Source organism: Caldalkalibacillus mannanilyticus JCM 10596 (genome assembly GCF_000615945.1).
GTDB classification, from domain to species: domain Bacteria; phylum Bacillota; class Bacilli; order Caldalkalibacillales; family JCM-10596; genus Bacillus_AT; species Bacillus_AT mannanilyticus.
The window spans coordinates 16,294-41,510 of sequence record NZ_BAMO01000044.1 but is presented as its reverse complement, the minus strand read 5'-3'; the positions used below and the strand labels follow the sequence as shown (position 1 = coordinate 41,510).

At 41.0% G+C, this 25,217-nt stretch carries 25 protein-coding genes and 2 pseudogenes; 2 read left to right on the top strand and 25 right to left on the bottom strand.

Annotated features, from left to right (window positions below):
• Positions 1-305: 305 nt before the first annotated feature.
• Entirely contained in the window at positions 306-1,091 is a 786-nt protein-coding gene (locus JCM10596_RS19995) for an SDR family oxidoreductase (protein WP_025028628.1), read from the bottom strand.
• Between the two features lie 100 nt (positions 1,092-1,191).
• A pseudogene (locus JCM10596_RS30490) lies at positions 1,192-1,943 on the bottom strand (fumarylacetoacetate hydrolase family protein).
• A gap of 186 nt (positions 1,944-2,129) precedes the next feature.
• Here JCM10596_RS30490 and JCM10596_RS19985 point away from each other — a divergent pair.
• On the top strand, positions 2,130-3,221 hold the full coding sequence (locus JCM10596_RS19985; protein WP_025028627.1) for a lactonase family protein: 1,092 nt from the start codon (positions 2,130-2,132) through the stop codon (positions 3,219-3,221).
• Between the two features lie 218 nt (positions 3,222-3,439).
• On the opposite strand, the gene JCM10596_RS19980 is transcribed toward JCM10596_RS19985, so the two are convergent.
• Together JCM10596_RS19980 and JCM10596_RS19975 are read right to left on the bottom strand one after the other, a co-directional pair.
• A complete protein-coding gene (locus tag JCM10596_RS19980) occupies positions 3,440-4,408 on the bottom strand; it encodes a sugar phosphate isomerase/epimerase family protein (protein ID WP_025028626.1) in 969 nt (322 codons plus the stop codon).
• 27 nt (positions 4,409-4,435) lie between these two features.
• Positions 4,436-5,521 (bottom strand): Gfo/Idh/MocA family protein, encoded by a 1,086-nt coding sequence (locus JCM10596_RS19975; protein WP_025028625.1) that lies wholly within the window; start codon positions 5,519-5,521, stop codon positions 4,436-4,438.
• A gap of 121 nt (positions 5,522-5,642) precedes the next feature.
• Here JCM10596_RS19975 and JCM10596_RS19970 point away from each other — a divergent pair, with 121 nt between their 5' ends.
• Complete coding sequence (locus tag JCM10596_RS19970) at positions 5,643-6,473, top strand: AraC family transcriptional regulator (protein ID WP_025028624.1); 831 nt, start codon at positions 5,643-5,645, stop codon at positions 6,471-6,473.
• A 119-nt stretch (positions 6,474-6,592) separates the two neighbouring features.
• Here JCM10596_RS19970 and tpx read toward each other — a convergent pair whose 3' ends face one another.
• The 21 genes and pseudogenes from tpx to JCM10596_RS29285 all read right to left on the bottom strand — a co-directional run bounded on the left by tpx (position 6,593) and on the right by JCM10596_RS29285 (position 25,188).
• The gene (gene tpx, locus JCM10596_RS19965; protein WP_025028623.1) at positions 6,593-7,093 is read right to left on the bottom strand and encodes a thiol peroxidase; all 501 of its coding nucleotides are present in this window, start codon (positions 7,091-7,093) and stop codon (positions 6,593-6,595) included.
• 49 nt (positions 7,094-7,142) lie between these two features.
• Complete coding sequence (locus JCM10596_RS19960) at positions 7,143-7,592, bottom strand: TlpA disulfide reductase family protein (protein WP_025028622.1); 450 nt, start codon at positions 7,590-7,592, stop codon at positions 7,143-7,145.
• Positions 7,593-7,648: 56 nt separating this feature from the next.
• Complete coding sequence (locus JCM10596_RS19955; RefSeq protein ID WP_025028621.1) at positions 7,649-8,200, bottom strand: peroxiredoxin; 552 nt, start codon at positions 8,198-8,200, stop codon at positions 7,649-7,651.
• A gap of 138 nt (positions 8,201-8,338) precedes the next feature.
• Positions 8,339-9,244 (bottom strand): NAD(P)/FAD-dependent oxidoreductase, encoded by a 906-nt coding sequence (locus JCM10596_RS19950; RefSeq protein ID WP_025028620.1) that lies wholly within the window; start codon positions 9,242-9,244, stop codon positions 8,339-8,341.
• Positions 9,245-9,327: 83 nt separating this feature from the next.
• Complete coding sequence (locus JCM10596_RS26655; RefSeq protein WP_234410575.1) at positions 9,328-9,918, bottom strand: YdcF family protein; 591 nt, start codon at positions 9,916-9,918, stop codon at positions 9,328-9,330.
• Between the two features lie 23 nt (positions 9,919-9,941).
• On the bottom strand, positions 9,942-10,661 hold the full coding sequence (locus JCM10596_RS19940) for an SDR family NAD(P)-dependent oxidoreductase (RefSeq protein WP_025028619.1): 720 nt from the start codon (positions 10,659-10,661) through the stop codon (positions 9,942-9,944).
• A gap of 377 nt (positions 10,662-11,038) precedes the next feature.
• Positions 11,039-11,206 carry a YtzI protein gene (ytzI, locus tag JCM10596_RS29290; RefSeq protein WP_159102378.1) on the bottom strand — a complete coding sequence of 56 codons (168 nt, stop codon included), beginning with the start codon at positions 11,204-11,206 and terminating at the stop codon, positions 11,039-11,041.
• A gap of 88 nt (positions 11,207-11,294) precedes the next feature.
• A complete protein-coding gene (locus tag JCM10596_RS19925) occupies positions 11,295-12,941 on the bottom strand; it encodes a glycosyl hydrolase family 18 protein (protein WP_025028617.1) in 1,647 nt (548 codons plus the stop codon).
• Positions 12,942-13,090: 149 nt separating this feature from the next.
• Positions 13,091-14,761 (bottom strand): thiamine pyrophosphate-binding protein, encoded by a 1,671-nt coding sequence (locus JCM10596_RS19920; protein ID WP_025028616.1) that lies wholly within the window; start codon positions 14,759-14,761, stop codon positions 13,091-13,093.
• A 75-nt stretch (positions 14,762-14,836) separates the two neighbouring features.
• Positions 14,837-16,642, bottom strand: a complete 1,806-nt coding sequence (locus JCM10596_RS19915; RefSeq protein WP_034681836.1) for a peptidoglycan D,D-transpeptidase FtsI family protein — start codon at positions 16,640-16,642, stop codon at positions 14,837-14,839.
• Positions 16,643-16,820: 178 nt separating this feature from the next.
• On the bottom strand, positions 16,821-17,297 hold the full coding sequence (gene greA / locus JCM10596_RS19910; protein WP_025028614.1) for a transcription elongation factor GreA: 477 nt from the start codon (positions 17,295-17,297) through the stop codon (positions 16,821-16,823).
• Between the two features lie 113 nt (positions 17,298-17,410).
• Positions 17,411-18,052, bottom strand: a complete 642-nt coding sequence (locus JCM10596_RS19905; RefSeq protein ID WP_025028613.1) for an O-methyltransferase — start codon at positions 18,050-18,052, stop codon at positions 17,411-17,413.
• A gap of 17 nt (positions 18,053-18,069) precedes the next feature.
• Positions 18,070-19,010: pseudogene (gene mltG / locus JCM10596_RS26650) on the bottom strand (endolytic transglycosylase MltG).
• 265 nt (positions 19,011-19,275) lie between these two features.
• Positions 19,276-19,578, bottom strand: a complete 303-nt coding sequence (locus JCM10596_RS19895; RefSeq protein WP_025028612.1) for a DUF1292 domain-containing protein — start codon at positions 19,576-19,578, stop codon at positions 19,276-19,278.
• Positions 19,579-19,594: 16 nt separating this feature from the next.
• Positions 19,595-20,011 (bottom strand): Holliday junction resolvase RuvX, encoded by a 417-nt coding sequence (ruvX, locus tag JCM10596_RS19890; RefSeq protein WP_025028611.1) that lies wholly within the window; start codon positions 20,009-20,011, stop codon positions 19,595-19,597.
• Positions 20,008-20,283 carry an IreB family regulatory phosphoprotein gene (locus JCM10596_RS19885; protein ID WP_025028610.1) on the bottom strand — a complete coding sequence of 92 codons (276 nt, stop codon included), beginning with the start codon at positions 20,281-20,283 and terminating at the stop codon, positions 20,008-20,010. The genes ruvX and JCM10596_RS19885 overlap by 4 nt, the downstream gene beginning before the upstream one ends.
• Before the next feature lie 87 nt (positions 20,284-20,370).
• Positions 20,371-23,013 (bottom strand): alanine--tRNA ligase, encoded by a 2,643-nt coding sequence (gene alaS / locus JCM10596_RS19880; protein ID WP_025028609.1) that lies wholly within the window; start codon positions 23,011-23,013, stop codon positions 20,371-20,373.
• Positions 23,014-23,376: 363 nt separating this feature from the next.
• Positions 23,377-24,465 (bottom strand): AI-2E family transporter, encoded by a 1,089-nt coding sequence (locus tag JCM10596_RS19875; RefSeq protein ID WP_025028608.1) that lies wholly within the window; start codon positions 24,463-24,465, stop codon positions 23,377-23,379.
• A gap of 148 nt (positions 24,466-24,613) precedes the next feature.
• The gene (locus tag JCM10596_RS19870; RefSeq protein ID WP_025028607.1) at positions 24,614-24,805 is read right to left on the bottom strand and encodes a hypothetical protein; all 192 of its coding nucleotides are present in this window, start codon (positions 24,803-24,805) and stop codon (positions 24,614-24,616) included.
• A gap of 28 nt (positions 24,806-24,833) precedes the next feature.
• Entirely contained in the window at positions 24,834-25,025 is a 192-nt protein-coding gene (locus tag JCM10596_RS19865) for a YrzR-like zinc ribbon domain (protein WP_025028606.1), read from the bottom strand.
• Between the two features lie 4 nt (positions 25,026-25,029).
• On the bottom strand, positions 25,030-25,188 hold the full coding sequence (locus JCM10596_RS29285) for a hypothetical protein (protein WP_234410574.1): 159 nt from the start codon (positions 25,186-25,188) through the stop codon (positions 25,030-25,032).
• Positions 25,189-25,217: the final 29 nt, after the last annotated feature.

Sequence of the window (25,217 nt, the reverse complement as noted above, 5' to 3'; positions counted from 1 at the left end):
TATTTCGAGGTCATTTTTTTCTTTTTATCCTAGTGATCAAGACAATAAGTGCAATGATAATGAGGGCTACGGTTGTTACGACATGAGTCCAAACAGCGTTTTCTAGTTTAAAGGCAATAAGACTTTTTTACTTGTTTTATTATAGGCAGCCATATCAAAGTATTATATACCAATATTTGTCTTTAATTTTAATAGGGGGGAGAATATATGTCAAGTTTATTTGCCTTACTATTTTCCGTTTCCTCCAATAGATAAAGCAGACTTCCTAAAATGGAGTTTCCACTTCACCTTGAACACGATTGATTTTAAATCGATTTAATCAGCCCGCCATCTACCAAGAATGTGCTTCCTGTCATATATGAGTTGGCATCAGAAACTAAGAAAGCTACCACTTTGGCAAATTCATCTGGCTCGCCAAATCTGCCTAGAGGGATTGATTCGAGTGATTCTGCTTCTATTTCTTCTCTCGTCATTCCTAGCTTATCTGCTTTTACTTGATTGAGATAGGCTAAGCGATCGGTAGCAATTCGCCCCGGTGCTACGGTATTAATCAAGATCTTATGGGGGGCAAGTTCTTCTGCCAAGGTTTTGGCTAAGCCCACCATTCCTAATCGGAATGTATTGGATAAGATCAAGCCGGGGATCGGCTGCTTGACTGAAGAGGAAGCAATGTTGATGATTTTTCCTCCGGCTTCCTTTAAGTCTGGCAAGACCTCACGAATCATTCGAATCGTGCTTAATAGATTAAGTTCAAAGGCATTTTGCCAATCTTCATCAGTGAGCTGTTCAAAACTACCACTTGGAGGACCGCCGGCATTATTGATCAAGATATCTACCTTGCCATATACGTTCCTAGTTTCCTGCACTAATCTGTGGACATCCTCTGCCTTCGTGATATCTGCTGTACAGTAAGAAACCTTTCCTCCTTGAAGGGCTTCTAGCTCTTGTTGAACCTCCAGTAACTTGTCTTGGTGACGACCATTTAGCATAACATGTGCTCCTTCTAAGACTAAGGCTTTCGCTATCGCCTTTCCTAGACCTTGGCTAGATGCCACCACTAAAGCAACCTTTCCCTGCAAATGTAAGTCCATCCCTTTTCACCTCTCTATTAGCTTTGTTTTCTTTTTTTAATGGCTTCTTTTCCTTATTGTTCTTCTTTTTTACTGTTCTATATCTATGCAGATGTTTCACTTACTTTACATGATTCGTTAAACGTCCAATCCCTTCGATCTCAATTTCTATGTGATCTCCCGTTCTTAAGTTCCCGATCCCTTCAGGCGTTCCCGTAAAAATAACATCTCCCGGTTCTAGAGTCATAATATGTGATACATACTCAATAATTTGAGGAACAGGGAAAATCATATCACTGGTATTTGAATTTTGTTTTAGCTCTCCATTTTGCCATAAGCGAATCTGGAGCTGAGTGGGATCAAGCTCAGTTTCGATGTAGGGTCCTAGTGGTTTATAGCTGTCAAAGGATTTAGCTCTGGTAAACTGCCCATCCTTTTTTTGCAGTCGTCGATTGGATACATCGTTTCCACAGGTGTAGCCTAAGACATATTCTTGATATTCGCTTGCAGCAATGTTCTTCCTTTCTTGCCGATTACAATGACTAGTTCCGCCTCATAATCAATGGGATCTTCCTGATTATTTAAGTGGATGGTTTCATTTGGACCAATTATAGCAGATGGAGAACACATAAAAATCATGGGCTCTTCAGGAATTTGCTTATTCGTTTCTTTCGCATGTAAAGCGTAGTTCAACCCTACACAGATCAATTTTCTCGGCTGAATAGGGGCTTGCAATTCTACATCGTTCAGAGGAATCTCTTCAGCAGATTCTTCATATGCTCCAAAAATATCTCCACTAAGAGGTATCACTTTATTCTCTTTAATCACGCCATAACGCACTTGATCCTGATACTTAAATAATGTAATCTTCATCCTACACCTCCAAATATCCTTTCTTCATCCATTCTTCATCTGAGCCTTGTTCTCCTGCTAGTATCACCTAAATTAAGTCAATCGCTTCCAATACACTAAACTGTTAAATTAGGGAGCTTTGGTTTGCGCTATGAAGCTGCATTTGCGATAATTTAAGTAGAAATTCATTTGTACTGGAGTGAAACTATGAGTTATTTAGAAGCTGAAACAGAAAAACAAATTTTTTCCTTTATTGGTTCCTATGCTGAGCCAGAAGCATCTGGAGTCTATGTATGTTCCTATCAGCCCTCAACCGGAAAGCTTACACTATTAGATGGGGTAGCCGATCTTAAAAATCCCACCTTTCTAGACATCCATGGAGCGAAGCAGAAACTATACGCCATTACTGAAAAAACAGATTCGGCAGGAAATCGATGCGGTGCAGCTGTTTCTTTTACATTTGATCCTGAGACAGGCAAGCTCAGCAAATTGAATGAAGAAGTCACTGTCGCTGGTCCTACCTGTCACATTACTTTAGATCGGACAGGGACATGCTTAATGGTGGCTAGCTATCATGGCGGTATGATCGGTCTATCTCCTCTTACACAGGATGGACAAATTACAAAAACAAGTGATGTACAACAGCATCAAGGTTCTAGCATCCATCCAGTACAGAGCCAAGCACGTGCGCACTCCGTAAATGTAGACCCTAAGAACCGTTTTGCGATCGTTTGTGACCTTGGTACGGACACGTTACATACCTATAAGCTGGACCTTGATCATTATAAGTTCATTCCTCAAGGAAAGGTAAAAGTAGCTGCTGGTGCAGGACCACGACATTTTGTTTTTCATCCTTCTCAGTCCTTCGGTTATGTCATTAATGAATTAAATTCGTCAGTGACGGCTTTTTCCTATGATCAAGAAGAGGGGAAACTAACAGAAATTCAGACTCTCTCAACCCTTCCAGACGATTATAAGGGTGAGAATGCCTGTGCCGATATTCATATCTCTCCCGATGGCTTGTTCTTATATGGATCTAACCGTGGTCATGACAGTATTGTCGTCTATGGCATTGAACCGTCTACAGGTCACCTTCACCTTATCGAGCATGTCTCAACAGGAGGGCAGCATCCACGCAACTTTGCCCTTTCTCCAGACGGACATTTTCTTCTGGTTGCCAATCGAGATACGAACGATATTATTACCTTTGCCAGAGATGCCGAAACAGGAAAGCTTCACAGAACAGAGCATACGCTCCAGCTTTCCAAGCCTGTCTGTATTAAATTCGCTACGCTCTAGAGTAGGATTGACTCAAGTCAGCTGAACACGGCAGAACAAAGAACACATAGAGAACAAGAAAAAAGCCCTTTCCAAGCACCCATCTAACAGGAAGATGATCAGATCATCACCTGAATAGGATGGTTAGCTTAAGGAACAGGGCTTCTTTTCTGCTCTTTTTATCACGTTCTAATCGTCAGATGAAGTAAAAACTCCATCTGATGGAAGTCTACTTCAAACTAGACCCACCACATTTGAGTAAGTGGTTCTTTTAACAAGACCTGCTGTAAATTACTAACCGCCTTCGTGAATCCTTCGTCAATCGACATCAAGCCATCTTCATGCTCAATACTAACGACATAATCGTATCCTACCAAGCGAAGTGCACTCATCATATCTGCCCATTCTTTAAGATCATGACCAAAGCCAACGGTTCTAAACTGCCAAGCACGATCAAGCATCTGAGTATAGGATTGCATATCCGTGATACCATGCTTATTCACATTGATCGGATCGATCGACGTGTCCTTCGCATGGAAGTGATGAATCGCTCCTTCTCGTCCTAAAATATGAATGGCTTGTACTGGGTCAATTCCTTGCCACCACATATGACTAGGGTCTAAATTAGCTCCTATCACTTCTCCAGCTTCCTCTCGTAAGCGAAGCAATGTTCCAGGACTATGAACAGAGAATCCACCGTGAAGCTCTAGACCGATCTTGACATGATGATCACTAGCAAATTTACCCCATTCCTTCCAATAAGGAATGATTTTCTTCTCCCATTGCCAGGTCAAAATTTCTTGATAATCATTGGGCCAAGGAGCCACAGGCCAATTTGGGTACTTTGCCTCTTCATGATCCCCAGGGCAGCCTGAGAAAGTGTTGACCACTGGCACTTCGAGCTTTTCTGCTAACTGCACTGTTTTAACAAAGTTATCATGAAATTCTTTGGCAATCGCCTTTTGAGGATGCAATGGATTTCCATGACAGCTTAAGGCACTAATCATAAGACCTCTAGATTCAATCGCTTTTTTAAAGTTCTGTAACGCCTTATCATCTTCTAGAAGCAGATCTGGATTACAATGTGCATTTCCTGGATAACTACCAGTTCCTATTTCTACGGCTTCTAGCCCCTTGCTTGCAATATAATCTAAAGCTTCTTCAAAAGGCTTCTGTGAGAATAATACAGTAAATACTCCTAATTTCATGCTCTTATACCCCATTTCCTAAGTAATTTATGAAAAATAGATGGCTTTTCCTGTTTTCGAAGACTCGTAAATCGCTTCTAATATTTCTGTTACCACTAAGGCTTCTTCCGCTTTGACATAAGGTTCTGTATCATTCAGAAGACTTTCAATCCATAATCTTGCTTCAAGATCAGCAGCGCTCTCAGCATCTCCTGAGTAAAAAGCAACATCCCCAGCACTATTAGCCACTTTCTCTACAAATAGCTTGCCATATTTTTCACCATTGATACGCAAGCCATCTTCCATATCAGCCCCGCCTTCTGTTCCACACAGAACGGTCTTTGCTTCACCTTCTTGTAAGGTATTCAGCGCCCAACTAGACTCTAAGATGATGGTTGCTCCATTTTCCATTGTGATGAAGCCAAATGCTGAATCCTCTACATTAAATTTAGCTGGCTCCCATGGTCCAAATACATTAGCAGGGCTTTCTTTCTTCCCTAGCTTATGAAACACACTTCCTACAACACTTCTTGGTTTATAATTGTTCATCAACCACAAGGTCAAATCTAGGGCATGGGTACCGATATCAATGAGGGGACCCCCTCCTTGTTTCTCAGCATCCAGAAAAACTCCCCACGTAGGAGCTGCCCGACGTCGAATCGCCAACGCCTTGCCTAAATAAATTTCTCCTAAATCTCCGTGCTCACAAACCTTTTTTAAATACTGACTGTCTGAACGAAAACGGTTCTGATACGAAATAGAGAGCTTTTTCCCTGTTTTCTTCGCTACCGCTAACATTTGACGAGCTTCAGCTGCTGTCTTCGCCATGGGTTTTTCACACATCACATGTTTTCCAGCTTCCATAGCAGCTATACTGATTGGAGCATGTGAATCATTAGGTGTGCAGACATGTACAACATCAATCGTTTGATCCTGCAATAGTTCCTCATAGCTTTGGTATACCTTCGCTTCTGGGATTCCAAATTCCTGTGCTGCCTTTTGAGCTCTTTCTGTATCAATATCATAGAAGGCAACCAGTTCTACTTGCTTTAGTTTTTTTAGGCTGGGTAAATGCTTTCCTGTAGCAATCCCTCCACACCCTATCATGGCTATTCTCACTGTAGGACTAGACATAGATGCTCCTCCTTACATTTATCATTAATATAATTACATCATATTACGTTATCCTGTATAATTAAATGAAGTATATTACAATTACATGAACAATCTGACTGTTTTTGAAAGGAGAAGGAAATTGACTCATTTTCAACCTGACTTTGCCTGTGAAGTGCTCGATTGCGGCTATGCTTATCATAGCACTAAACCCTACCATTCCATTCATAAGGACGGCTTAAAGGTGTATTTATTTCGCATTCAAACAGAAGGGACAAGTCAAACCAGAATAGGCAAGCAATCCTTCACTCTTGAAGCGGGTGACCTTATTGTATGTCATCCAGACGATTATTACGAGCTACACATTGATTCCGAAACACAGCCTCTAAATGAAAGAAAGATATTATGTGCTGATTATTATTTATATTGCAAGGCAGGAGCTTGGATGGATCATTGGTGGGCAACCATCTCCCCTCGACCTCGCCGAATCCAAGTCCCGATCTATGAAGAAATGGTGACATTGTTCCGGCAAATGTCTCTGGAAGAGAGAAGAGCTACCATGGAATCGAAGGAGATGAACTCTTATTTTATGCAGATTCTCTGCCGCATGGTGGATCGAATCATTCGAGAGCAAACCACTTCTAAGGGAAAGAATATTCTTGCCTATCGAATGAAGCACTATATTGAGGAACATGCGACAGCGCCTTTTAAGCTTGAAGATGTTGCCGATTATATTGGATTAAGTGTGTCCCGTACCGTGAGCTTATATAAAGCTTTTTTTGGACAAAGCATCATGCAATATGCTCTGGAGGTACGGTTAAACATGGCTCGAGATCGTATTTTATTTAGTCCCATGTCCTTGGAGCAAATTGCCGATTTGTCTGGCTTTGCCAACTACACATATTTTCACCGTGTGTTCAAAGCCAAATATGGAATGTCTCCGCGAGACTTTAGAAATTCTAGATCAATATAAAGTAGACTTCCATCAGAACTATAGAACTGAAAAAGAAAAGTCCATAAGGAAGCTGCCCCTGTTCAGGGAGCACTTGCCTCATGGACTTTTTCATCTATGCTATTTTCTATCCCTTTTCCTTATAGAGCTGCTTTAGCCGCTTCGACTGGTGCTTCATAATCAGGGTGGTTTGTTGCTTCAGAAACATATTCTGCATAAACCACTTTATCGTTTTTATCAATTACGAATACAGCTCTAGCAAGTAAGCGTAGCTCTTTGATCGCTACTCCGTAAGCTTCTCCGAAAGAAAGATCACGATGATCGGACACAACCTGAACTTTATCCACTCCAGCTGCTCCGCACCAACGTTTTTGAGCGAAAGGTAAGTCCACACTTACAGTAAGGATCGATACTCCCTCTAAAGATGCTGCTGCTTCATTGAAACGACGAGTTTGAGCATCACACACACCTGTATCAACAGATGGAACCACACTAATAATACGAACCGTTCCTTTTGAACTATCCAGTGTTACTGGAGATAAATCGTTTGCTAATACTGTGAAATTAGGAGCTTGATCTCCTACTTTTACTTCGTTCCCTAATAAAGTAACTGGGTTGTTCTTAAATGTAATATTCGCCATTTTTTCATTCTCCTCTACGAGTTAATTTCATCTTTTTTAGTAGCTTTTCTTAGGACTCACTTTCATCAATCACACGGTTTACTCTCTTTGTTAACATTTTCATTCCGCCGTCTCCAGCCTGGAAGTGGCGCAATTGTCCTGTCTTATCAAATACATAATAGGCAGGTACATATTGATTCTCGAAAGCATCCGTTAAATTATGTTCACCGTCAACAAAAAGAGGCTGAGAGATATCATGCTCTTTTGCTACTTTGGTGACTTCTTCAAGATCTAGATCTTTTTCTGAACGTGGCATATGTACTGCGACAACATTCAACTTATCCCGATATTGATCCCGAAATTCGTTGATTTGAGGCATAGCTTCTTTGCACAGCCCACAGCTAATGGACCAAAAATGAATCAGTGTAGGTTTCTCTCCTACTAATTGATCTCTCGTTACTTCACCGTTTAACCAAGCCGTTGCACCAGTCAGTTCTGGCATCGGAGCTCTTAGTTTCATCTGCTATTAACCTCCTTGATGTTCGGAGTCTTTTTTAATCCGTTTGCTTCATGCTGTTATACTTTTAATGTTTCTTGACCAGGCTTCCAGTTCGCTGGGCATAATCCGCCTGTTTGTAATGCTTGAAGCACGCGTAATACCTCGTCCACCTCACGTCCAATATTGTTATGATGAACAACAGAATACATGAGTTCACCTTCAGGACTAATGATAAATAGACCTCTTAACGCAATGCCTTGTTCTTCAATAAACACACCGTATTCTTTAGAAACGACATGATTCGTATCTGCAGCTAGAGGATATTTCAATTCACCTAAACCGTTCTGATCACGAGGAGTGTTAATCCAAGCCTTATGAGTATGGATTGTATCAGTAGATACACCAATCACTTCTGCATCTAGATCTTCGAATTCATCATAGCGATCACTTAATGCAATAATCTCTGTAGGACATACAAAGGTAAAGTCCATTGGATAAAAATAAAGAACTGTCCATTTGTCTTGTTTCTTGATTTGCTCAAGACTTACCTTGCCAAATTCCTTATTTGGCATCACGGCATCCATCTCAAATTGTGGCGCTGGTTTTCCTACTAAGCGTTCTACTGGCATAATAAATACAAACCTCCTAGAAGTGATTTTTAATTAGAGAGCTCGACCTTGATCGTCTACATCTCTACACTTTGAATATCATTTTACCCAATTGCATCATCAGAAGCAAAAAAAATGCTTATGATGATGCAAAAGTGTCTATTTGTTCTCATTTATCAAACTTTTATGAATCCAAATCGCTGCCTGTGATCCCTCCCCCATTGCTATTGTCACCTGTTCCGAGTGAGCAACCACATCTCCAGCAGCCCAGACGTGCTTGACAGAGGTCATTTTTGATCTAGGATCTGTTAAGATATGTTTATTCTCTAAACGTTCGATTCCAAGCTGTTTCGCAAGCTGAGATTTGACTTCATTTCCTCCAAAAGCAATAAATCCTTTGTCCCCTCGGATTTCTTCTCCATTGGTTAATTGAACTCCTCGAAATTCCCATTCTTTTTCTGTCAGCACTCGCTCAATCGGCTGTTCAATATACGTGATGTTGTTTTGATCGAGCTTAAGTCGAAATTCTTCCTTCAGCTCTTTCTGATCATGATTGATATAGACAAGGTCATCTGTCCAAGAGATTAGTGTGAGCGCCATGCTGGCACCTGTATTTCCAGCTCCCAAGACAACCGTTCGCTTATTCTTCACTTCATATCCATCACAGTCTGGACAGACATAGACAGATAGTCCTAAGCAAGGAACCAAACCTGGCAGTGGCGGAAAGCGATCCAGCACACCAGTGGCTAGTAATAGCCTTTTGGCTTGATAAGTTGCTTCTTCTTTTTTTCCCTGCACGGTAAAAAGCTCTCCTTGTTTTTCCGCACGAACAACCTCATCCTGCACAAATTCAATTCCTAACTTTTCGGCATGCTCGCGCCCCAGCTTCCTTAATTCATCCCCGCTAACTCCATTAGGCCAGCCAAGCAGGTTATGATAAGCTCGGCACAAGGTGGACCTGCCATAGTCTGAATCGACAACTAACACCTGATGCTCATATCTACCTAATTGAATCGCAGCCTGAAGTCCAGCAATCCCTCCACCAATAATGATACAATCGTACATGACATACATCCCTCCATATCATCCTTGCGCCTAAGATATTATTTACCTACTATCTCCATCCTAAACTCGAAGTATGAAAGGAACTATAAAATCATTAATACCTTATAACATATTCGTAATAAGCAAAAAATTCTCGAAAGATCGAATAACAAATCTCTCATTTCAATGATATCCGCACTCGCTGAAGCTACGGGTTCCATCCCCAGCTTCTTAAAGGCTAATTTCGTTCTTGACAGATGATGATACTGAGAAATAATCATGACGGTACCACCGTTCCATTCATCCATGAATCTTTTTGTGTTTTCTGCTGTCATCCAAGTGTTAGAACCATGACTATCCACGATAATATTCTCTTCAGAAATACCTTGATCCATCAAATACTCTTTCATCACTTTGCCTTCATCGAAGCCTTCTATTCCGATTCCACCACTAACAATGATAGATGTAAAATAACCCCTGTTATACAATTCTACAGCTTTATCTAATCTTGATTTTAATCTTTCTGATGGCTCTCCATTCGCTTCAACTTTGTTTCCCAGTACAACAGCAACATCAGCAGCATGTATTTCATCAGTTAATCCATCAATGACAATCACTGCCGAATGGATGATAAACCAGATAATGAAAAAAACAACTAAATAAATAAGGATTAATTTTGTTTTAGATATGATCATTATATTTCAGGCTCTCTCTCTTATTATGCACTCGTATCACGCATCGCCGGAATATCGATCTCTTTCACGCATGAGGCTTTTGAAAGATTCATGACACACTTCACGAGTGATACGATATCTTGAAGTGGAATTTGAGTGCCTTGATACTCCGTAACAACCTTCTCACTTCCTTCTTCATAAGGAATTTGCGTGGCGATTTCTCCAGGGTTAATAATCGTTACCCCGATATCATATGGTTTGACATGCTCACGTATGGAGTGACATACCCCTCTTAACCCAAATTTAGAAGCCACAAAGGAAACTTGAGTATAATTGGTATTATCCATTCCAGCAGTAGAACCTATTAAGAATATTTTGGCATTATCTGATTTCCTAAGATTGGGTAACAATTTCTGGATACATAGAATAGTGGAAGTTATATTAACATGAATGATTTGAGCAATCTCGTCCGGTGCGTCCTTTTCAAAATCGTACTCGTCGCTAAAGCCTTCTCGCTCCCATATCCCAACATTGTAAATCAACACATCCAAGGCAGAATCCTTCAAGCCTTCAGCGATCTTATCGCTTGCTGAGGGAGCTGATAGGTCTGCCTCTATCCAATGTATATGTACCCCATCTTGAATATCCAAGCTCTCTGGACGGCTTCTAGAAACAATCCAGACATGATCTCCTTGTTCCGGCAAGCCTTTGACAAAGGCATCGCCTAATCCCTTGCTAGCGCCAAAAATAATATAGTTTTTCATATGTATTCACTCCCTTGATAACATCCCCTTTTTTCGGAAATGATCGTTTCACCCTTAGCTAACATCCATATCTACCCTAATATAAAATGTTATCCATATGCCTTAATCTTTTTTGTTGATCCAATTTCTTGCGTAATTTATTTAACCTTTTATTCACAAAGACGATTTTTTTAAGTGTAATTACATTAACTAGCTTCAAAAGGAGGTATTCCAACACAATAACATCATAATCCGATTTCCCATCGTCATAGAATTTTTGATTCATTTCTGCACTCCTTTTCAGATTACTGACTAAACTACCTAATTCTACTTTGTGTATGAAATTCCTTTTTTTACAACAATATTTAAATAAAAAAGGCGGGAATATCCCACCTTTCTCACAATTCACTTGCTCTTTTCACTTGTTCTCCTTCGGTTACTCCCTCTCCTTGGGAAACAAGAGGATCTACTTCATGCTTATATGCATAGGCTCTGTTTGTCACTAAAATGGTTAAGCCAATCACGGCAAATATGATCACAAAAGATAGAATCATGACAACTTTCATTCTCATCTCCTCCTACTTTCTTATTCTAACACAGTTTCTTAGATGATGAGAATGCAAAGACAAGCGCCTCTAGATTACAGGGACTTTACTATTGGCCTCGGTTCCAGTTACTTATTTTTGGTGAAACACGGTTCATGAGAGCTGCTTTTTGAGCTCGGTTCACTTTTTCCTGTATCCCAAATCGCCCATCAGAATAACCTCTGATCACTCCCTGCTCATACATAGCCATTACTTCAGAATATGCCCAGTGAGTAGAATTGAGGTCGGAAAAAGGGTTGAGGAATGCTTCCGACGGCTGATAACCAAATACCCTAGCTAAGATAACGGCTAACTGCTCTCTTGTTAAGTGAACATTAGGACCAAATTTCCCTTCTCCCATGCCTCGCATGATGCCATACTGAGTAACCAATTCGATCTCTTTCGCAGCCCAATGCTGCTGTGACACATCAGAATATCGTACTTCTGTCCCCGTTGTAGTCAACTCCAATGCCCTAGATAGAATCGTAGCTGCCTGAGCTCTGGTCAGAGATTCTCCCGGTGCAAAGTAATGCTCTGAATGACCTTTCATCCAGCCTTGGATAAAAATATCATAGATATCTTCTTCAGCCCAGTGTCCGATCGAGTCGACAAATATTTTTCCTTCTAACCAAGCGGAGTAGTATTTCCATAGGGATTCATTTTCTTGACCTAAACTCCAGCTTCCAGAGCCCTTTAGGTTATATTTCTGGATTAAAAATAGTTTCGAACGAATAGATTGATGGTTTTCAAACCAAAGGGTATAGGAGCCTGGTGTGAGTGTACGCCCCCCTACAACTGCTTTTTCATCCTGTTCTCGAATCGTGAAGGTTGCCTTAGGCGACTGAGTTTTCAGATCAAACTCGATTTTCCCTTTGTATCTATTAACTAAATCCTCTACTCTGTTTAGAGAGATTCCTCTTCCTCCTCTTTCTTCTTGATCATTCCAATAACGCCCGAAAAATGGAACCCCTAAGACAATTTTATCTGCTGGAACTCCTTGCTTTAGGGCATATTGAATGGATCGCTCCACAAAGCCAATACTCGCCACTGGACCTGCTGCACTCCCTTCATAGCTTTCATCATAGCTCATGATCATTAAGTAATCACTATGCTGAGCTAGAGCAGCATAATCATAGGAGCCATGCCACCCCTTGGTCCAGCCGTTTGGATTAGCCGCCACTGCAACAGAAACCTCCTTGTTCTTAGGAACTTTGGCTCGGAGTAAGCGAACAAAATCTGTAAATGCTTCACGATCAATATCCGTTACGTTTTCAATATCCACATTTACGCCGTCCAAGCCAAATTCTTCAATGGCCTTTGCTATTTGAGTTGTCATCTCTTCTCTATTTCTAAGAGCGATTCGTCCAGCTTCACGATGCCAATGATTACTAAGAAAAGGAACGACCTTAATCCCCTTCTTTCTCATCTCTTGAACAAACGTAGAGTTGACCTTAATAGCTAGACTTCCATCTGTCTTGATATCAAAAAAGCTTGGTGCAATCACATGTAAACTATCATTTGTTCGATTGACTGCTCTCAATTGAGACTCTATATTCCCAAAATAAATATACGACATATTAAATGGAGGTTCAGCAGATGCCTTCTCCTTTTTACCGCTGGCTCCCAACTGTTCAGGTACCGCAAGAATTAGCATACATAGTAGGATAAGCGGTTTTAATGTACGAAGTAGAGTAGCTTTCGCCATAGAAGTCTGCATAGAATGGACACCCTTTCTATCATAGCTATCTTTACTAGATTACCTAAGAAATGATAGAGGGGACAATCCTCAAATTATGGCAAAGAAAAAAGCGCATGCACTTTTTAGTACACACGCTCGTTTTTTAGATGTCTACAAACATAACATCCTTACTCCCCTAAAAGCGGAGGCTTCACATCAGAAACTTGAACATCAACAACAACTGCACTCTGAGATTGCAAGGCGGTTTGGATCGCAGCTTCTAGTTCTGCTTCTTGAGTCACTCGAATTCCTTTTGCGCCAAAGGCTTCTGCTATTTTAGCAAAGTCTAGATTATGCAATTCTGTTCCAAATGGCTGGATTCCACTCGTCATCATTTTATTTTTTTCCATTGCTAAGGATTGATTATTAAAGACAATAACCACGATAGGCAATTGATATTTTACCGCTGTAGCCAATTCCATCATGCTCATGGTAAAGCATCCGTCCCCTACGAGAGCAACCACTTGTTTTTGGGGATACGCAATTTTTGCCGAGTTGGCTGCTGGGATGGCAAAGCCCATTGTTCTCCACTTGCCTGAGTAAAGCACCTCTTGTTTCTTGGCTCTAAAAACTTGGCTAAACCAAACAGTGTGATCTCCAGTATCTATGACCATTATGGCATCCTCATCTACATTCTGATCAATCGCGGCAATAAGACGCTCAGGAGCTATTGGAGTTTCTTTGTTCTGACGAGCTTGATTCAGTTTTTCGTCAAGCTTTTGTTTTCCTTGTTTTAGGGTTTCAACCCACTCTTTCTTAGGAATCATCGTCTTTTGTGTAATTTTCGTAAGCATTTGACTCAGTACGGCTTGAGCATCCCCTACAATTCCAATGTTAACTTCTTTATGAGCCTCAATGCTCGCAGGAGAAATATCGATTTGAATCACTTTCGTATCTTCAGGAACAAATCCCTTCGGCCACCAAGTTGCTCCAACAATGAGGATACAGTCAGATTGCAGCATTAACTCCCTGCTTTCTTCTGTTCCACCTTCTCCAATCCCATCGATAAATAAAGGGTGCTCATAGGGAACACAGCCCTTCGCTCCCAGAGTTTCAATGATACCTGCTCCCAGTTCCTCTGCTAAACGAATCACTTTCGACGCTGAAGACCGAGACCCTTCTCCGATGAAGAGGATTGGTTTCTCTGCCTGAAGTAACGTCTTCACAGCTTGATCCAAATAATGTGTATCCTCTTGAATGACATTCTCTAGCATTCCAAGAGGAGGATGGATTTTTTCTTGGTAGGGCATTGACAAGATGTCTTTGGGAATCGAAACATGAGCGACTCCCTTCTTACTAATTGCCTCAATTAACGCTCTGTGTAAGACATCAATCGTGGCTTCGGGATGAAGAATAGAACCGGAATAAACCGAGAGGGGATCAATCATTTTTGCTTGATCTACATATTGCTTGGCTTCCGTTCCGATTTTATGGCTTTCCACTTGTCCAGAAATGACTAGCATGGGAATATGATCAGCACTGGCATCTGCAACTCCATTCAATACATTCGCCAAGCCTGGTCCACTGGTACATAGTGCCACCCCGATTTTCCCCGTCGCCTTTCCTTCAGCAGATGCCATAAATCCTGCCGCAGATTCATGGCGAACCGCATAGTACTGCATCTCCTTGTGATAGTGCATGGCATCTAAGAGGGGGAGTATAGCATCCCCTGCTACACCATAGATATTTTTCACTCCCCATGAATGGAGTTGTTTAAGCATAACCTCAGCTACTGAACCTTTTGTGACTTGGGTTGTTGTCTTCTTTTTGGCTAAAATTTCTCGTTCTCTAAGAGCCATTTTGTTTGTTCACTCCTCAAGACTTATGTCATCCTTTTTGAACTTACACCCTTATATTTCCCGAGAAATTGCAAATTATCTATTCTGTTCGAGCCAATCAACAATATCGCCAAATAGATCAATCGAAGCATTGCGAGCATTTTCAGGTTGATTCATATTGACAACTACAATGACATAACGCGGATGGTTTCTTGGATAATAACCTGCAAACCACTTATGGTTACTAAACTGTTGGACATGATACGACATGCCGCTTCGTTCTACTTGAGCTGTTCCTGTTTTCCCTGCCGCCTTCCACTCTTTTTCTGCTAAACGGGAAGCTGTTCCTTTGTCAATTACACCCGCCAATAACTTTTGAAGCTGGTAAGCAGTATAAGGAGAAATGGTTTCGCCCTCTATCTTCTTTTTCGGAAAGTGAAAGAAGGAACCTCCTGTCTGATACAATATATCGCGTACAGCTTTGACTTGATGCTTATTTCCTCCCTTGGTGATCGTCGCAAGCATATTAGCCACAGCTAGTGGAGTAACTTGTACATCCAATTGTCCTATACCTGTTTGAAGCAGATATTCTTGATCGTTTTTTTCTTCTTCAGAACGTGTAGGAGCATAGATCTGACCTGCCTCCTCGCTATCCAATTGCCTAAAATTTTCAATATGAAAAAGAGAATCATCGAGCCAGCCATTTTTATCAAGTAACCCTAGTTTTTGGGCATATTCTTCAATGACCTCTGGACCAAGCTTCGCCGCAAGCTGACCGAATACAATGTTACATGACTCTGCAAACCCTTCTTCGAAAGTCTTTCTCCCATGTCCTCCATCCTTCCAGCAGTGTAGGTTGGCACCTTCTAGAATTCCTTCACAGTGGAATTCCTCCCCTTCCTTTACTAATTCTTTTTCTAAGGCGGCAGCCGCAATGACGATTTTAAAAATAGAGCCTGGGGACAATCTTTTTATAGCTTTGTTCTCCCAAGCATCGAATGAATTCATTTGTGTCAAAAAATGAGGTCTGCTTGCCATAGCCAAAATTTCACTTGTTTCTGAATCAAGAATCACCGCCGTTCCTTCTTTCATTTGATGGGATTCCATCAGCTGTTCAACCTGCATTTGAAGCTCCAGGTCAAGAGTTGTTTGCATAATTAAGGGATAGAAGGGATTCCCTTGATCCATATATTTAATATCCATTCCATGTAAGGGATAGCCTCTGCCATCGACGTAATAAGAAAGGGAAGTAGGACCCGCTCCCTGTAAAAAAGGCTGAAACGTTTTTTCCAAACCACTAATCCCAATGACAGAATTCTCATGTAATGTACCTTGCGCTAAATCGTCCGCAAAATACTTCTTCACATACTCCGCATTTTGTCCAATATAACCTATTAAGTGCTGGGCAACGATTTGCTCTGGATCATATCTTATTTCATACGGCAATCCGAGCACCCCAGGGATGGCTAATTCATTAATCTGATTGGCTTCCGCCTCCGTTAACTGCAACAATCCTCGAACAGAATGATAGATTTTAGGCTCTCGTGTTTCTCTAATTTGCTGGAGCAGACGGTCTTCGGAAATATGTGCAAGCTGGGCGACCTTCTCTATTTTTTGCTGATCCATCTCTAGCTTGCTGGAAAGTGGAAAGAGAACAAGCACGTAGGTTGATTTCCCTGTCAGTGCTTTTCCATAACGATCGGTAATCTCTCCTCTTCCGGAATGCAAAATCACTTGTTGCTGGCGCTGCTGGACGGATTTTTTGATTAAATTAATTTGATGAGAAGAAAAGCTTTCTGTGCTAATTAACTGAATATGAGTGATTCGTGCTAACAAGATGAATAGCCCTAAGAAAATACTGCTTAATAGCCAAATTAATCGTTTATAATGCTGCTTCCTCATATGGATCCCCTTCTCACTCAAAAAGTATCTATAGAATCCATTCTTAACATTTGAATAAGAAAAAAAACCCCATCTAAGCATATCCGTTTATACAAATTGCATAAACACACATGTTAGATGAGGATAAGGGCGACTAACCATCTGATGGAGCAGAAACTCCATCAGATGGAAGTCTACTTTATACTCGGATATCTACTACCTTTACTTTCATTTCTCCTCCTGGCGTTTGGATACTCACTTGGTCTCCAATTTCCTTACCCATTAACCCTTGTGCCAGTGGGGAGTCATTTGAGATTTTTCCATTCAGGGGATCTGATTCGGTGGTACCAACGATGGTGTACTCTTCTTCTTCACCATCTGGAAGCTCTTGAATAACAACCGTCTTTCCGACAGACACTCCATTTTTCGCCTGTTCGTTTACGTCGATTATTTTCACGCCTCGTAGCATTGCTTCTATCTGATTAATTCTTGTTTCAACAAATGCTTGCTCATCTTTTGCCGCATGGTATTCAGAGTTTTCACTTAGATCACCATAGCCTCGGGCAATCTTAATCCGTTCTACCACTTCTTTACGTTTTTGTGTAATCAGATAATCTAACTCGTCTTGTAGCTTCCTTAACCCTTCTTCGGTTACCAATGTTTCTTTCTCACTCATAAGAATCCCCTCCTATTCATGATATTTATACCGTTTCCTATTATTTAGAAACTCATTCATGAATCCAATGATAATATATTAGCTTGATTTGATTTTATGTAGATTAACCAACCTTATTTTTTGACACTTAAAGCTAGACCATCGCCAATCGGAACAAAGGATGTTTCAAATGAATCTAAGCCGATCAGCCACTCATTATATCCTTTTATTTTATTAACTAAGGATCTAATACGCCTCTGTTCAATCTCTTCAGCTACGACTTCTCCATGAAAAAAAACATTATCCGTGATCACTAACCCACCGGACTTCAAGAGAGACGTATACTGTTCAAAGAAAAGCTTATACTGCCCTTTCGCTGCATCGATAAAGATCACATCATACTCTCTATCTTGCAGATGGCTGGCATATGTCGTCGCATCACCCAAATGTAATTGAATGCGCTCCTGTAAATCAGCTTTCGCAACAAATTGCTGAGCCTGGCTGTAACGATCTTCATCTCGCTCAATCGTATCTACTATCGCCTCAGGAGCTGCTTCAGCTAGCCAGATGGCAGAATAGCCAATCGCTGTTCCAATCTCCAGAATCCTTCTTATATCTGCCTTATAAACTAAAAGAGTGCGGATAAATTGAATAGAAGGTCTTTCAATAATGGGAACGTGATCACGTTCAGCTACTTTCTCCATCTCTGCTAACATATGATGTTGGAGAGGAGTAAGCTGATGTAGATACTCCTCTAGTTTTGGATTCATGATCATGGAATCTCTCCTATCTCCTAGAAATTCCCTCGGCTTTGTGCATCATTTTTTTGATGCTCCTTAAAGGTACGGGCAAAGTGATGTGCACCTGTTCCATCCTTCTTTGTGACAAAGAAAAAGAAATCATGTTTGTCTGGAAAGAGGGTTGCTTCTACAGAAGCACGTCCTGGACTTGCAATTGGGCTTGGTGGTAGCCCTGGATTAATATAGGTATTATAAGGGCTTTTCACTTCTAAGTCCTCGAACAATAAGCGATCCCGTTGCTTTCCTAAGACGAATTGGACCGTTGCACAAGATTGGAGTAACCACCCTTCTCGAATCCGATTGTGGAAAACCCCAGCAATAATGCTGCGTTCCTCATTCACTACGGCTTCTCTTTCAACGATGGAAGCCAGTGTAATGACGTCATATAAGGATCGATTCTGTTTCTCTAGCTCTTCCTTCCATTCAGGCTGAATCTCTTTATCAAATTGCTTTAGCATCGTTCGGATAATCTCTTCTTCTGTCGCTCCCTTAAATACTTCATACGTTTCAGGGAAAAGAAATCCCTCCAAGCGGTACTTACGATCCTTCACCTCAGGAATGTCAGCAACAAAAGGAATATCACTAAAATCGCCTTCATTAATCAATTTCAAGAATTGTTCTTGATTCACAAGTCCCTTCTCTGCTAAGTGCGCACCAATTTGTTCCACACTCAGCCCTTCAGCAATCGTGAACCTTTCAGATTCTAAGTAGACTCTCCCATCCTTCAACTGTTCGATTAGCTCGTCCATTGTCGATTTTTTGAGAGATAATATTCCCCTGCTTGAAATCCTGATGCCCCCTTATAACGGACATATAAATAAAAAATCTTATCATTTTTTATTAAACCGTTTTCTTCAAGGATCTGAGCTATTTTGGTAGAAGAGGAGCCTAGGGGTACCTCAACCTGAACAAATTCTTCTGATTGTGGATCCATCGGTTGCAAATTCGTATAGACATAGTATCCCCCTACACCAAGTCCAGTTACACCTATTAGAAAAAGGATAAGCAACGTAATGAGTACAACTTTAATGGCTGAAAATGAAGACTCCTCTTCCTGCCACTCTTCATTTCTGCTGTTTTTTGACATCTATTCTCCCTCCCATCATTCCCCATTATACAACAAAAAAAGAGAACCATCATGTAGAATGATGGCGTCTCTAAAAAATCCTTATTCTTACTATGGATTAGAATCAATCAGATTATTCCGATTGACCCAACACCTCTTCTTGTAATGTTTGGAAAGTAGCGTCAACAATTTCCCATTCTTCATCATCTTCAATAAAGAATAAAGAATATTCATCACCATTCTCTTCATAACGGAAGGCAACAACCTCATCCTCATCGATGTCTACTTCACCCTCTTCTAACGGGATCAGAATCATATACTGCTTCCCTGTTGAAGGCACATCAAACTTCATGTACACTTCAAATTCATTTTCATTGCCGTCCTCATCAGGAATGATGATGGTTTCTACATCTAGTTCTTCATTAAATTCGCTCATGACAACACCTCTTCTTTTATTTTTGGGAATCTAGATACCCTTGTAATATTAAATTTGCAGCCATCTTATCAATCACGGTTTTTCTTTTCTTGCGGTTGACATCGGCAGAAATTAAAAATTTTTCAGCAGCCACGGTAGACAGACGCTCGTCCCACATAATGACAGGTAGCGATGTTCTTTCCTCAAGCTGACGAGCAAATTCCTTACATAATTCTCCCCTTGGCCCAATACTGCCATTCATGTTTTTCGGGAGACCCACCACGATTTTCACAATCGAGTATTGCTTCACTAGCTCTTCTATTCTTTGAATATCTTGATCTGGCACGTCCGCATTACGTTGAATCACTTCAATTCCTTGCGCAGTCCAGCCTAATTCGTCACTTACACTTACACCAATTCGTCGATCTCCTACATCTAACCCCATACTTCTCACTTGTATTGTTCCTCACGGTGCTGTGATAAATAGAAACGAACAAGTTCTTCAATTAACTCATCTCTCTCTAATTTACGAATCGTACTCCGCGCATTGTTGTGTCTAGGTATATAAGCTGGATCTCCTGATAGCAAGTAGCCAACAATCTGATTAATAGGGTTGTACCCCTTCTCTTCTAAAGAAGCATATACTGTCAGCAACACCTCCTGTGGGTCGACTTCAACTTTTTCTCCCTTGACACTAAATTTCATGGTATGATCCATAGAACTCATCACAAACACCTCTTTTTTTTCCAGCTTTAATCCCTTAATTTGGAGTTCTCTTTTCTATTGTACTCTAAAAATATAGATTGTAAAACATTATGATTGTAAAACTGTTTTTATCATCTCAGGAACAACCTCTAAAGCCGATTCCAGCTTAGCAGGGTCCTTGCCTCCGGCTTGCGCCATATCAGGACGACCTCCGCCTCCTCCGCCGCAGCGAGTAGCCACTTCTTTTACTAGTTGACCAGCATGATAGCCTTTGGCGATTAGATCTTTCGTTACCCCAGCCACGATATTCACTTTCTCACCTGACACTGCTCCTAGAACAACCACTCCTGATCCAAGCTTCTGTTTCAAATCATCAACAATGCTTCGAAGATTATCCATGTCTGGTGCTGCGACTTTCGCTGCAATGACAGACACTCCATCGATCGTTTGAACTTGGGATGTGAGCGAAGAAGCCTCAATATTTCCTAACTTGGCACGGAGCGATTCATTTTCTTTTTGAAGCTCCTTCAGCTGAGTCTGTAAGCCTTCTACTCGTTGAGGTACATCGTTCATTTTGGTCTTTAACTGTAGGGCTGTATTCTTTAACAGCTCGACCTGTTGATTGAGATATTGATAAGCTCCTTGTCCTGTTACAGCTTCAATCCGCCTTGTTCCAGCTCCAATTCCGCTCTCACTGATAATCTTAAATAGTCCGATTTCCACTGTATTGCTCACATGGCAACCGCCGCACAGCTCTAAGCTATAATCCTCTACCTTCACTACGCGAACCGTATCGCCATACTTTTCACCAAATAGAGCCATTGCACCCATAGCTTTCGCTTCGGTCAGGGAACGATACATCGTTTCCACCTTGCTATTTTTCCAAATATGCTGATTCACAATGCCTTCAATACGTTGTAGCTCCTCTTCTTCAATTGCGCTGAAATGGGAGAAGTCAAAACGTAATCTCTCTTGCGTTACTAAGGAACCTGCTTGGTTTACATGCTCTCCTAATACATCTTTCAAAGCCTGATGTAATAAATGAGTCGCAGTATGGTTCTTAATAATCGCTGTTCTCGCTGGAGTTTGAACCTCTGCCGTAACCTGATCCCCTTGTTTCAGGCTTCCTCTTACTAGTTTTCCAATATGCACGTGCTGTCCATTTGGCGCCTTCTGAACATCTTCCACCTCAAAAACAGCCTCTCCAGCAACAAGACGTCCGCGATCGGCAATTTGCCCTCCGCTTTCGGCATAGAACGGAGTTTGATCGAGAATAATTTGTGCCTGTTGTCCTTCGTTCACAAGATCAAGCCATTGGTCATTCCCAGCCATCGCCAACACTTTACTAGTAACGCTTAGCTGATCATAGCCAATAAACTCACTTTTTTCCTTATAGTCTCCTAAGACGCCACCTTGCACCTTCATACTCTCCACATCTTGCCTTGCTGCACGTGCTCTTTCACGCTGTAACTCCATTTGAGCTTCGAATCCCTCACGATCCACTTGAAACCCTTGTTCAGCAGCAAAATCCTCTGTTAAGTCAATCGGGAAACCAAAGGTATCATATAGCTTAAATACATTCTCTCCTGAAAGAATGCTTTCTCCTTTTTGCTTCAAGCCTTCAATCATCTCGGAAAGAATAGCCAATCCTTCATTTAAGGTTTCGTGGAAACGCTCTTCTTCATTTTTGATCACCTTAGCTATAAACTCTTTCTTTTCAACAACTTCTGGATAGAAGGAGCCCATAATCTCTCCCACAATATCCGTTAAACGATACATGAACGGTTCATGTACACCTAGCACCTTCCCATATCGTACCGCTCTTCTTAATAAACGACGAATGACGTATCCTCTACCCTCATTGGAAGGAAGAGCTCCATCTCCAACCGCAAAGACCACCGTCCGCACATGATCTGCAATCACTTTAAAAGCTACGTCTAAATCGGGATTCTGGCGATAAGTAGCTCCAGAAATGTCAGCTGTTTTTTCAATAATCGGCATAAATAAATCCGTATCGAAATTGGTAGGTACATTCTGAATGACAGAAGCAAAGCGTTCAAGACCTGCTCCCGTATCAATATTCTTTTTAGGTAATGGAGTATAGCTTCCATCAGGGTTATGGTTAAATTGAGAGAATACCAGATTCCAAATTTCTAAATAACGCTCGTTCTCTCCTCCTGGATAAAGCTCAGGATCGTTCTCATCAGCACCATACTCAGGACCGCGATCATAGAAGATCTCTGTATTAGGTCCGCTTGGCCCTTCTCCAATATCCCAGAAGTTCCCTTCTAGACGGATGATCCTCTCTTCTGGAATTCCAATCTCTTTCCTCCATATCTCAAATGCCTCATCATCCTCTGGATGAATCGTTACCGAAAGCTTCTCAGCTTCAAATCCAATCCATTTTGGAGAGGTAAGGAACTCCCATGCCCAGTGAATCGCTTCTTTCTTAAAATACTCACCGATCGAGAAATTTCCTAGCATTTCAAAGAATGTATGATGTCTTGCTGTCTTTCCAACATTCTCAATATCATTTGTTCTAATCGATTTCTGAGCATTTGTAATACGCGGATTTTCAGGGATCACACGACCATCAAAATACTTCTTCAGAGTGGCAACTCCACTATTTATCCATAATAAAGAAGGGTCATCATGCGGGATTAATGAAGCACTTGGTTCAACATCATGCCCCTTCTCCTTGAAAAAATCTAGAAACATTTGTCTAATTTGTGTCGAAGATAGCTTCTTCATTCTTCTCTCTTCCTTTCTGTCCTTAGCACTTATCCAATGGGGATACGCAAATAAAAAAACCCTTCCATCCCCACTCCGTTCAAATCAGGGACGAAAGAGATTCTCTCACGCGGTACCACCCTGCTTATACAAGAAAAAAACCTCTTGTATCGCTTGATTCACAAATAACGGTGTGTCGCCGGCAGGGGTTAGCTGCATTCAGGAAATAGCTTTCAATCTGATTTCTCATAAAAGCTCTCTCAACCATACACTATTGCCTAGCGCGGAGCTTTCTCTCTGTATGTCATCCTGATTTACTTTGTTTCCTTCATCATGTTCGTCAGTGTTCATTTTCAGATTTTACTAATTATGAGCACATTATACCTATACATTTTCCATTCTGTCAATCTGATATCGTCTTAAATGTAAGACGGTATTGAGAATAATAACCTTAAATACAACAAATATAGGAACAGCTAGGATCAAACCGACAATTCCCCCAACTTCAGCTCCAACAAGCAAGGCAAAAATAATAAAAACGGGATGGATATGCAGCCGTTTCCCTAGAATCCAAGGTCCTAGCACATTCCCTTCAAGCATTTGGATCACTGTATTAATGAGAATGATCCACAAAGCCAAGCTCGGTGAAGTAAATAAAGCCATTAGGACAGCAGGCGCGGCTCCAATATAAGGGCCAAAATAGGGAATGATGTTTGTAATTCCAACAAATAAAGCAAAAAAGAAGGGATAGGGCAATTGTACAAAATAATAGCCGAGAAAAGCCAAAATTCCCACAATCACACTGACAATGATCTGACCTCTGATGTATTCACCCAAAGATTCGTCAATATCCTTCCACAGTTTGACAAAGGCCTTTCTATATTGATGAGGTACAAAAAAATACAGCGTTTTTTGAATCACTTCGACATCAAGCAATAAATAAAACACTAAAAAAGGAATGACGATGAGAGCAAATAAATTGCCAATGAGCCCGCCCATTGTTTCCACAATTCCACCCATTACTCTACGAATGGCTTGTTCGATTCCTAAGAGAGAATCATCTATTCCTTGATGTACTCCATCTGGCAAGCGATTCATTTGACTTTCTGCACGACTCACAAATCCCTGTACTTGAGCTTCAATCTCTGGAAGACGATCAACAAAGTCCTTCATTTGCTCCATCAAAACAGGAGTGCTTTTCCAAATTAAAAGTCCCATTCCCCCAAAAAAAAAGAGGTACAGAAGCAGGATCGCCAGCACTCTCTTCATATTAAATTTGAGTAAAAAATCAACCAAAGGATGAAGTAAATAGGCAAAAATCATTGAGATAATAAAAGGAATAGCTACCGCTCTTATGACCTTCCATACTGGAATAAAAAAGGGCAGGATCAAAAATATAAGATACAGAGCGATTAAGCCTAAGACTAATATTCCTACACGTATCAACCATTGAACAGAGAAGAGCTTTTCCATCCTGTACGGCTCCTTATCCTTCATTTTCCTTTAGCATCCCGCAATGGATAGGTTTTATACTTTTTATTGATTTTGCTGTCTAACATGAAAAAAACAGCTCCTCTCTCATGAAGAGAAGCTGTTTGCTTTTCCTTGAACTCAGGCTTCTTTATGCCCTAACGCGACGACGAACCATTCGCATCATATTATTGACTCCGCGCAACATATCCTGTCCAGTATGATTCATTCGGTGTACCATGCTACTCCAAGGAGTGTTTCTGTTCCTCATTCTCATCATCTGCATGACGGCAAGAGCAATACCACCTATTGCAAAAAGAGAGCTCATCATATTTCTTCTCATGATATCCCTTCCCCTCGTCTAGTTTTTTTTAAAGCTTTGCTTCGACGTACTCATCTTCAAACAAATCATTTAATGAGCTTAGGGTTCCATCTTCCTCAACTTGAAAAATATCCAACTTGTTATTGGCAAGTGAGAACTCGATAAAACATCCCCAACAATAATATTGCGAGGTGCCAATTTTTCCTATATCCTTGCATTTGCAATTAGGACATTGTAGCAACATCTTACTTCCTCCTATAAGGTACTCCTTCTTTTTCATTCTGAGGGATGATCATGGCATCTTTACCGATGAGAAGATGCTCTGGGCTTTTCATGACACGTCGACCTTCCATCAGATCTGAAAAAAAGCCGTCCGACAATTCGTACCCTATAATGTTGCCCAATTCTTCCTGAAAGTATACATCTTCCAGTA

Coding starts and splice junctions, on each gene's coding strand:
- tpx (WP_025028623.1), bottom strand. CDS start 7,093: ATGGCGAATATTACATTTAAGAACAACCCAGTTACTTTATTAGGGAAC.
- alaS (WP_025028609.1), bottom strand. CDS start 23,013: ATGAAGAAGCTATCTTCGACACAAATTAGACAAATGTTTCTAGATTTT.
- greA (WP_025028614.1), bottom strand. CDS start 17,297: ATGAGTGAGAAAGAAACATTGGTAACCGAAGAAGGGTTAAGGAAGCTA.
- JCM10596_RS19960 (WP_025028622.1), bottom strand. CDS start 7,592: ATGAAACTAAGAGCTCCGATGCCAGAACTGACTGGTGCAACGGCTTGG.
- JCM10596_RS19980 (WP_025028626.1), bottom strand. CDS start 4,408: ATGAAATTAGGAGTATTTACTGTATTATTCTCACAGAAGCCTTTTGAA.
- JCM10596_RS19925 (WP_025028617.1), bottom strand. CDS start 12,941: ATGCAGACTTCTATGGCGAAAGCTACTCTACTTCGTACATTAAAACCG.
- JCM10596_RS19875 (WP_025028608.1), bottom strand. CDS start 24,465: ATGGAAAAGCTCTTCTCTGTTCAATGGTTGATACGTGTAGGAATATTA.
- JCM10596_RS19975 (WP_025028625.1), bottom strand. CDS start 5,521: ATGTCTAGTCCTACAGTGAGAATAGCCATGATAGGGTGTGGAGGGATT.
- JCM10596_RS19905 (WP_025028613.1), bottom strand. CDS start 18,052: ATGATCATGAATCCAAAACTAGAGGAGTATCTACATCAGCTTACTCCT.
- JCM10596_RS19995 (WP_025028628.1), bottom strand. CDS start 1,091: ATGGACTTACATTTGCAGGGAAAGGTTGCTTTAGTGGTGGCATCTAGC.
- JCM10596_RS19955 (WP_025028621.1), bottom strand. CDS start 8,200: ATGCCAGTAGAACGCTTAGTAGGAAAACCAGCGCCACAATTTGAGATG.
- JCM10596_RS19885 (WP_025028610.1), bottom strand. CDS start 20,283: ATGAGTTCTATGGATCATACCATGAAATTTAGTGTCAAGGGAGAAAAA.
- JCM10596_RS19870 (WP_025028607.1), bottom strand. CDS start 24,805: ATGAGAAGAAATATGATGAGCTCTCTTTTTGCAATAGGTGGTATTGCT.
- JCM10596_RS19940 (WP_025028619.1), bottom strand. CDS start 10,661: ATGAAAAACTATATTATTTTTGGCGCTAGCAAGGGATTAGGCGATGCC.
- JCM10596_RS26655 (WP_234410575.1), bottom strand. CDS start 9,918: ATGATCATATCTAAAACAAAATTAATCCTTATTTATTTAGTTGTTTTT.
- JCM10596_RS19920 (WP_025028616.1), bottom strand. CDS start 14,761: ATGGCTCTTAGAGAACGAGAAATTTTAGCCAAAAAGAAGACAACAACC.
- JCM10596_RS19950 (WP_025028620.1), bottom strand. CDS start 9,244: ATGTACGATTGTATCATTATTGGTGGAGGGATTGCTGGACTTCAGGCT.
- JCM10596_RS19895 (WP_025028612.1), bottom strand. CDS start 19,578: ATGAGCGAATTTAATGAAGAACTAGATGTAGAAACCATCATCATTCCT.
- JCM10596_RS19985 (WP_025028627.1), top strand. CDS start 2,130: ATGAGTTATTTAGAAGCTGAAACAGAAAAACAAATTTTTTCCTTTATT.
- JCM10596_RS19915 (WP_034681836.1), bottom strand. CDS start 16,642: ATGAGGAAGCAGCATTATAAACGATTAATTTGGCTATTAAGCAGTATT.
- ytzI (WP_159102378.1), bottom strand. CDS start 11,206: ATGAAAGTTGTCATGATTCTATCTTTTGTGATCATATTTGCCGTGATT.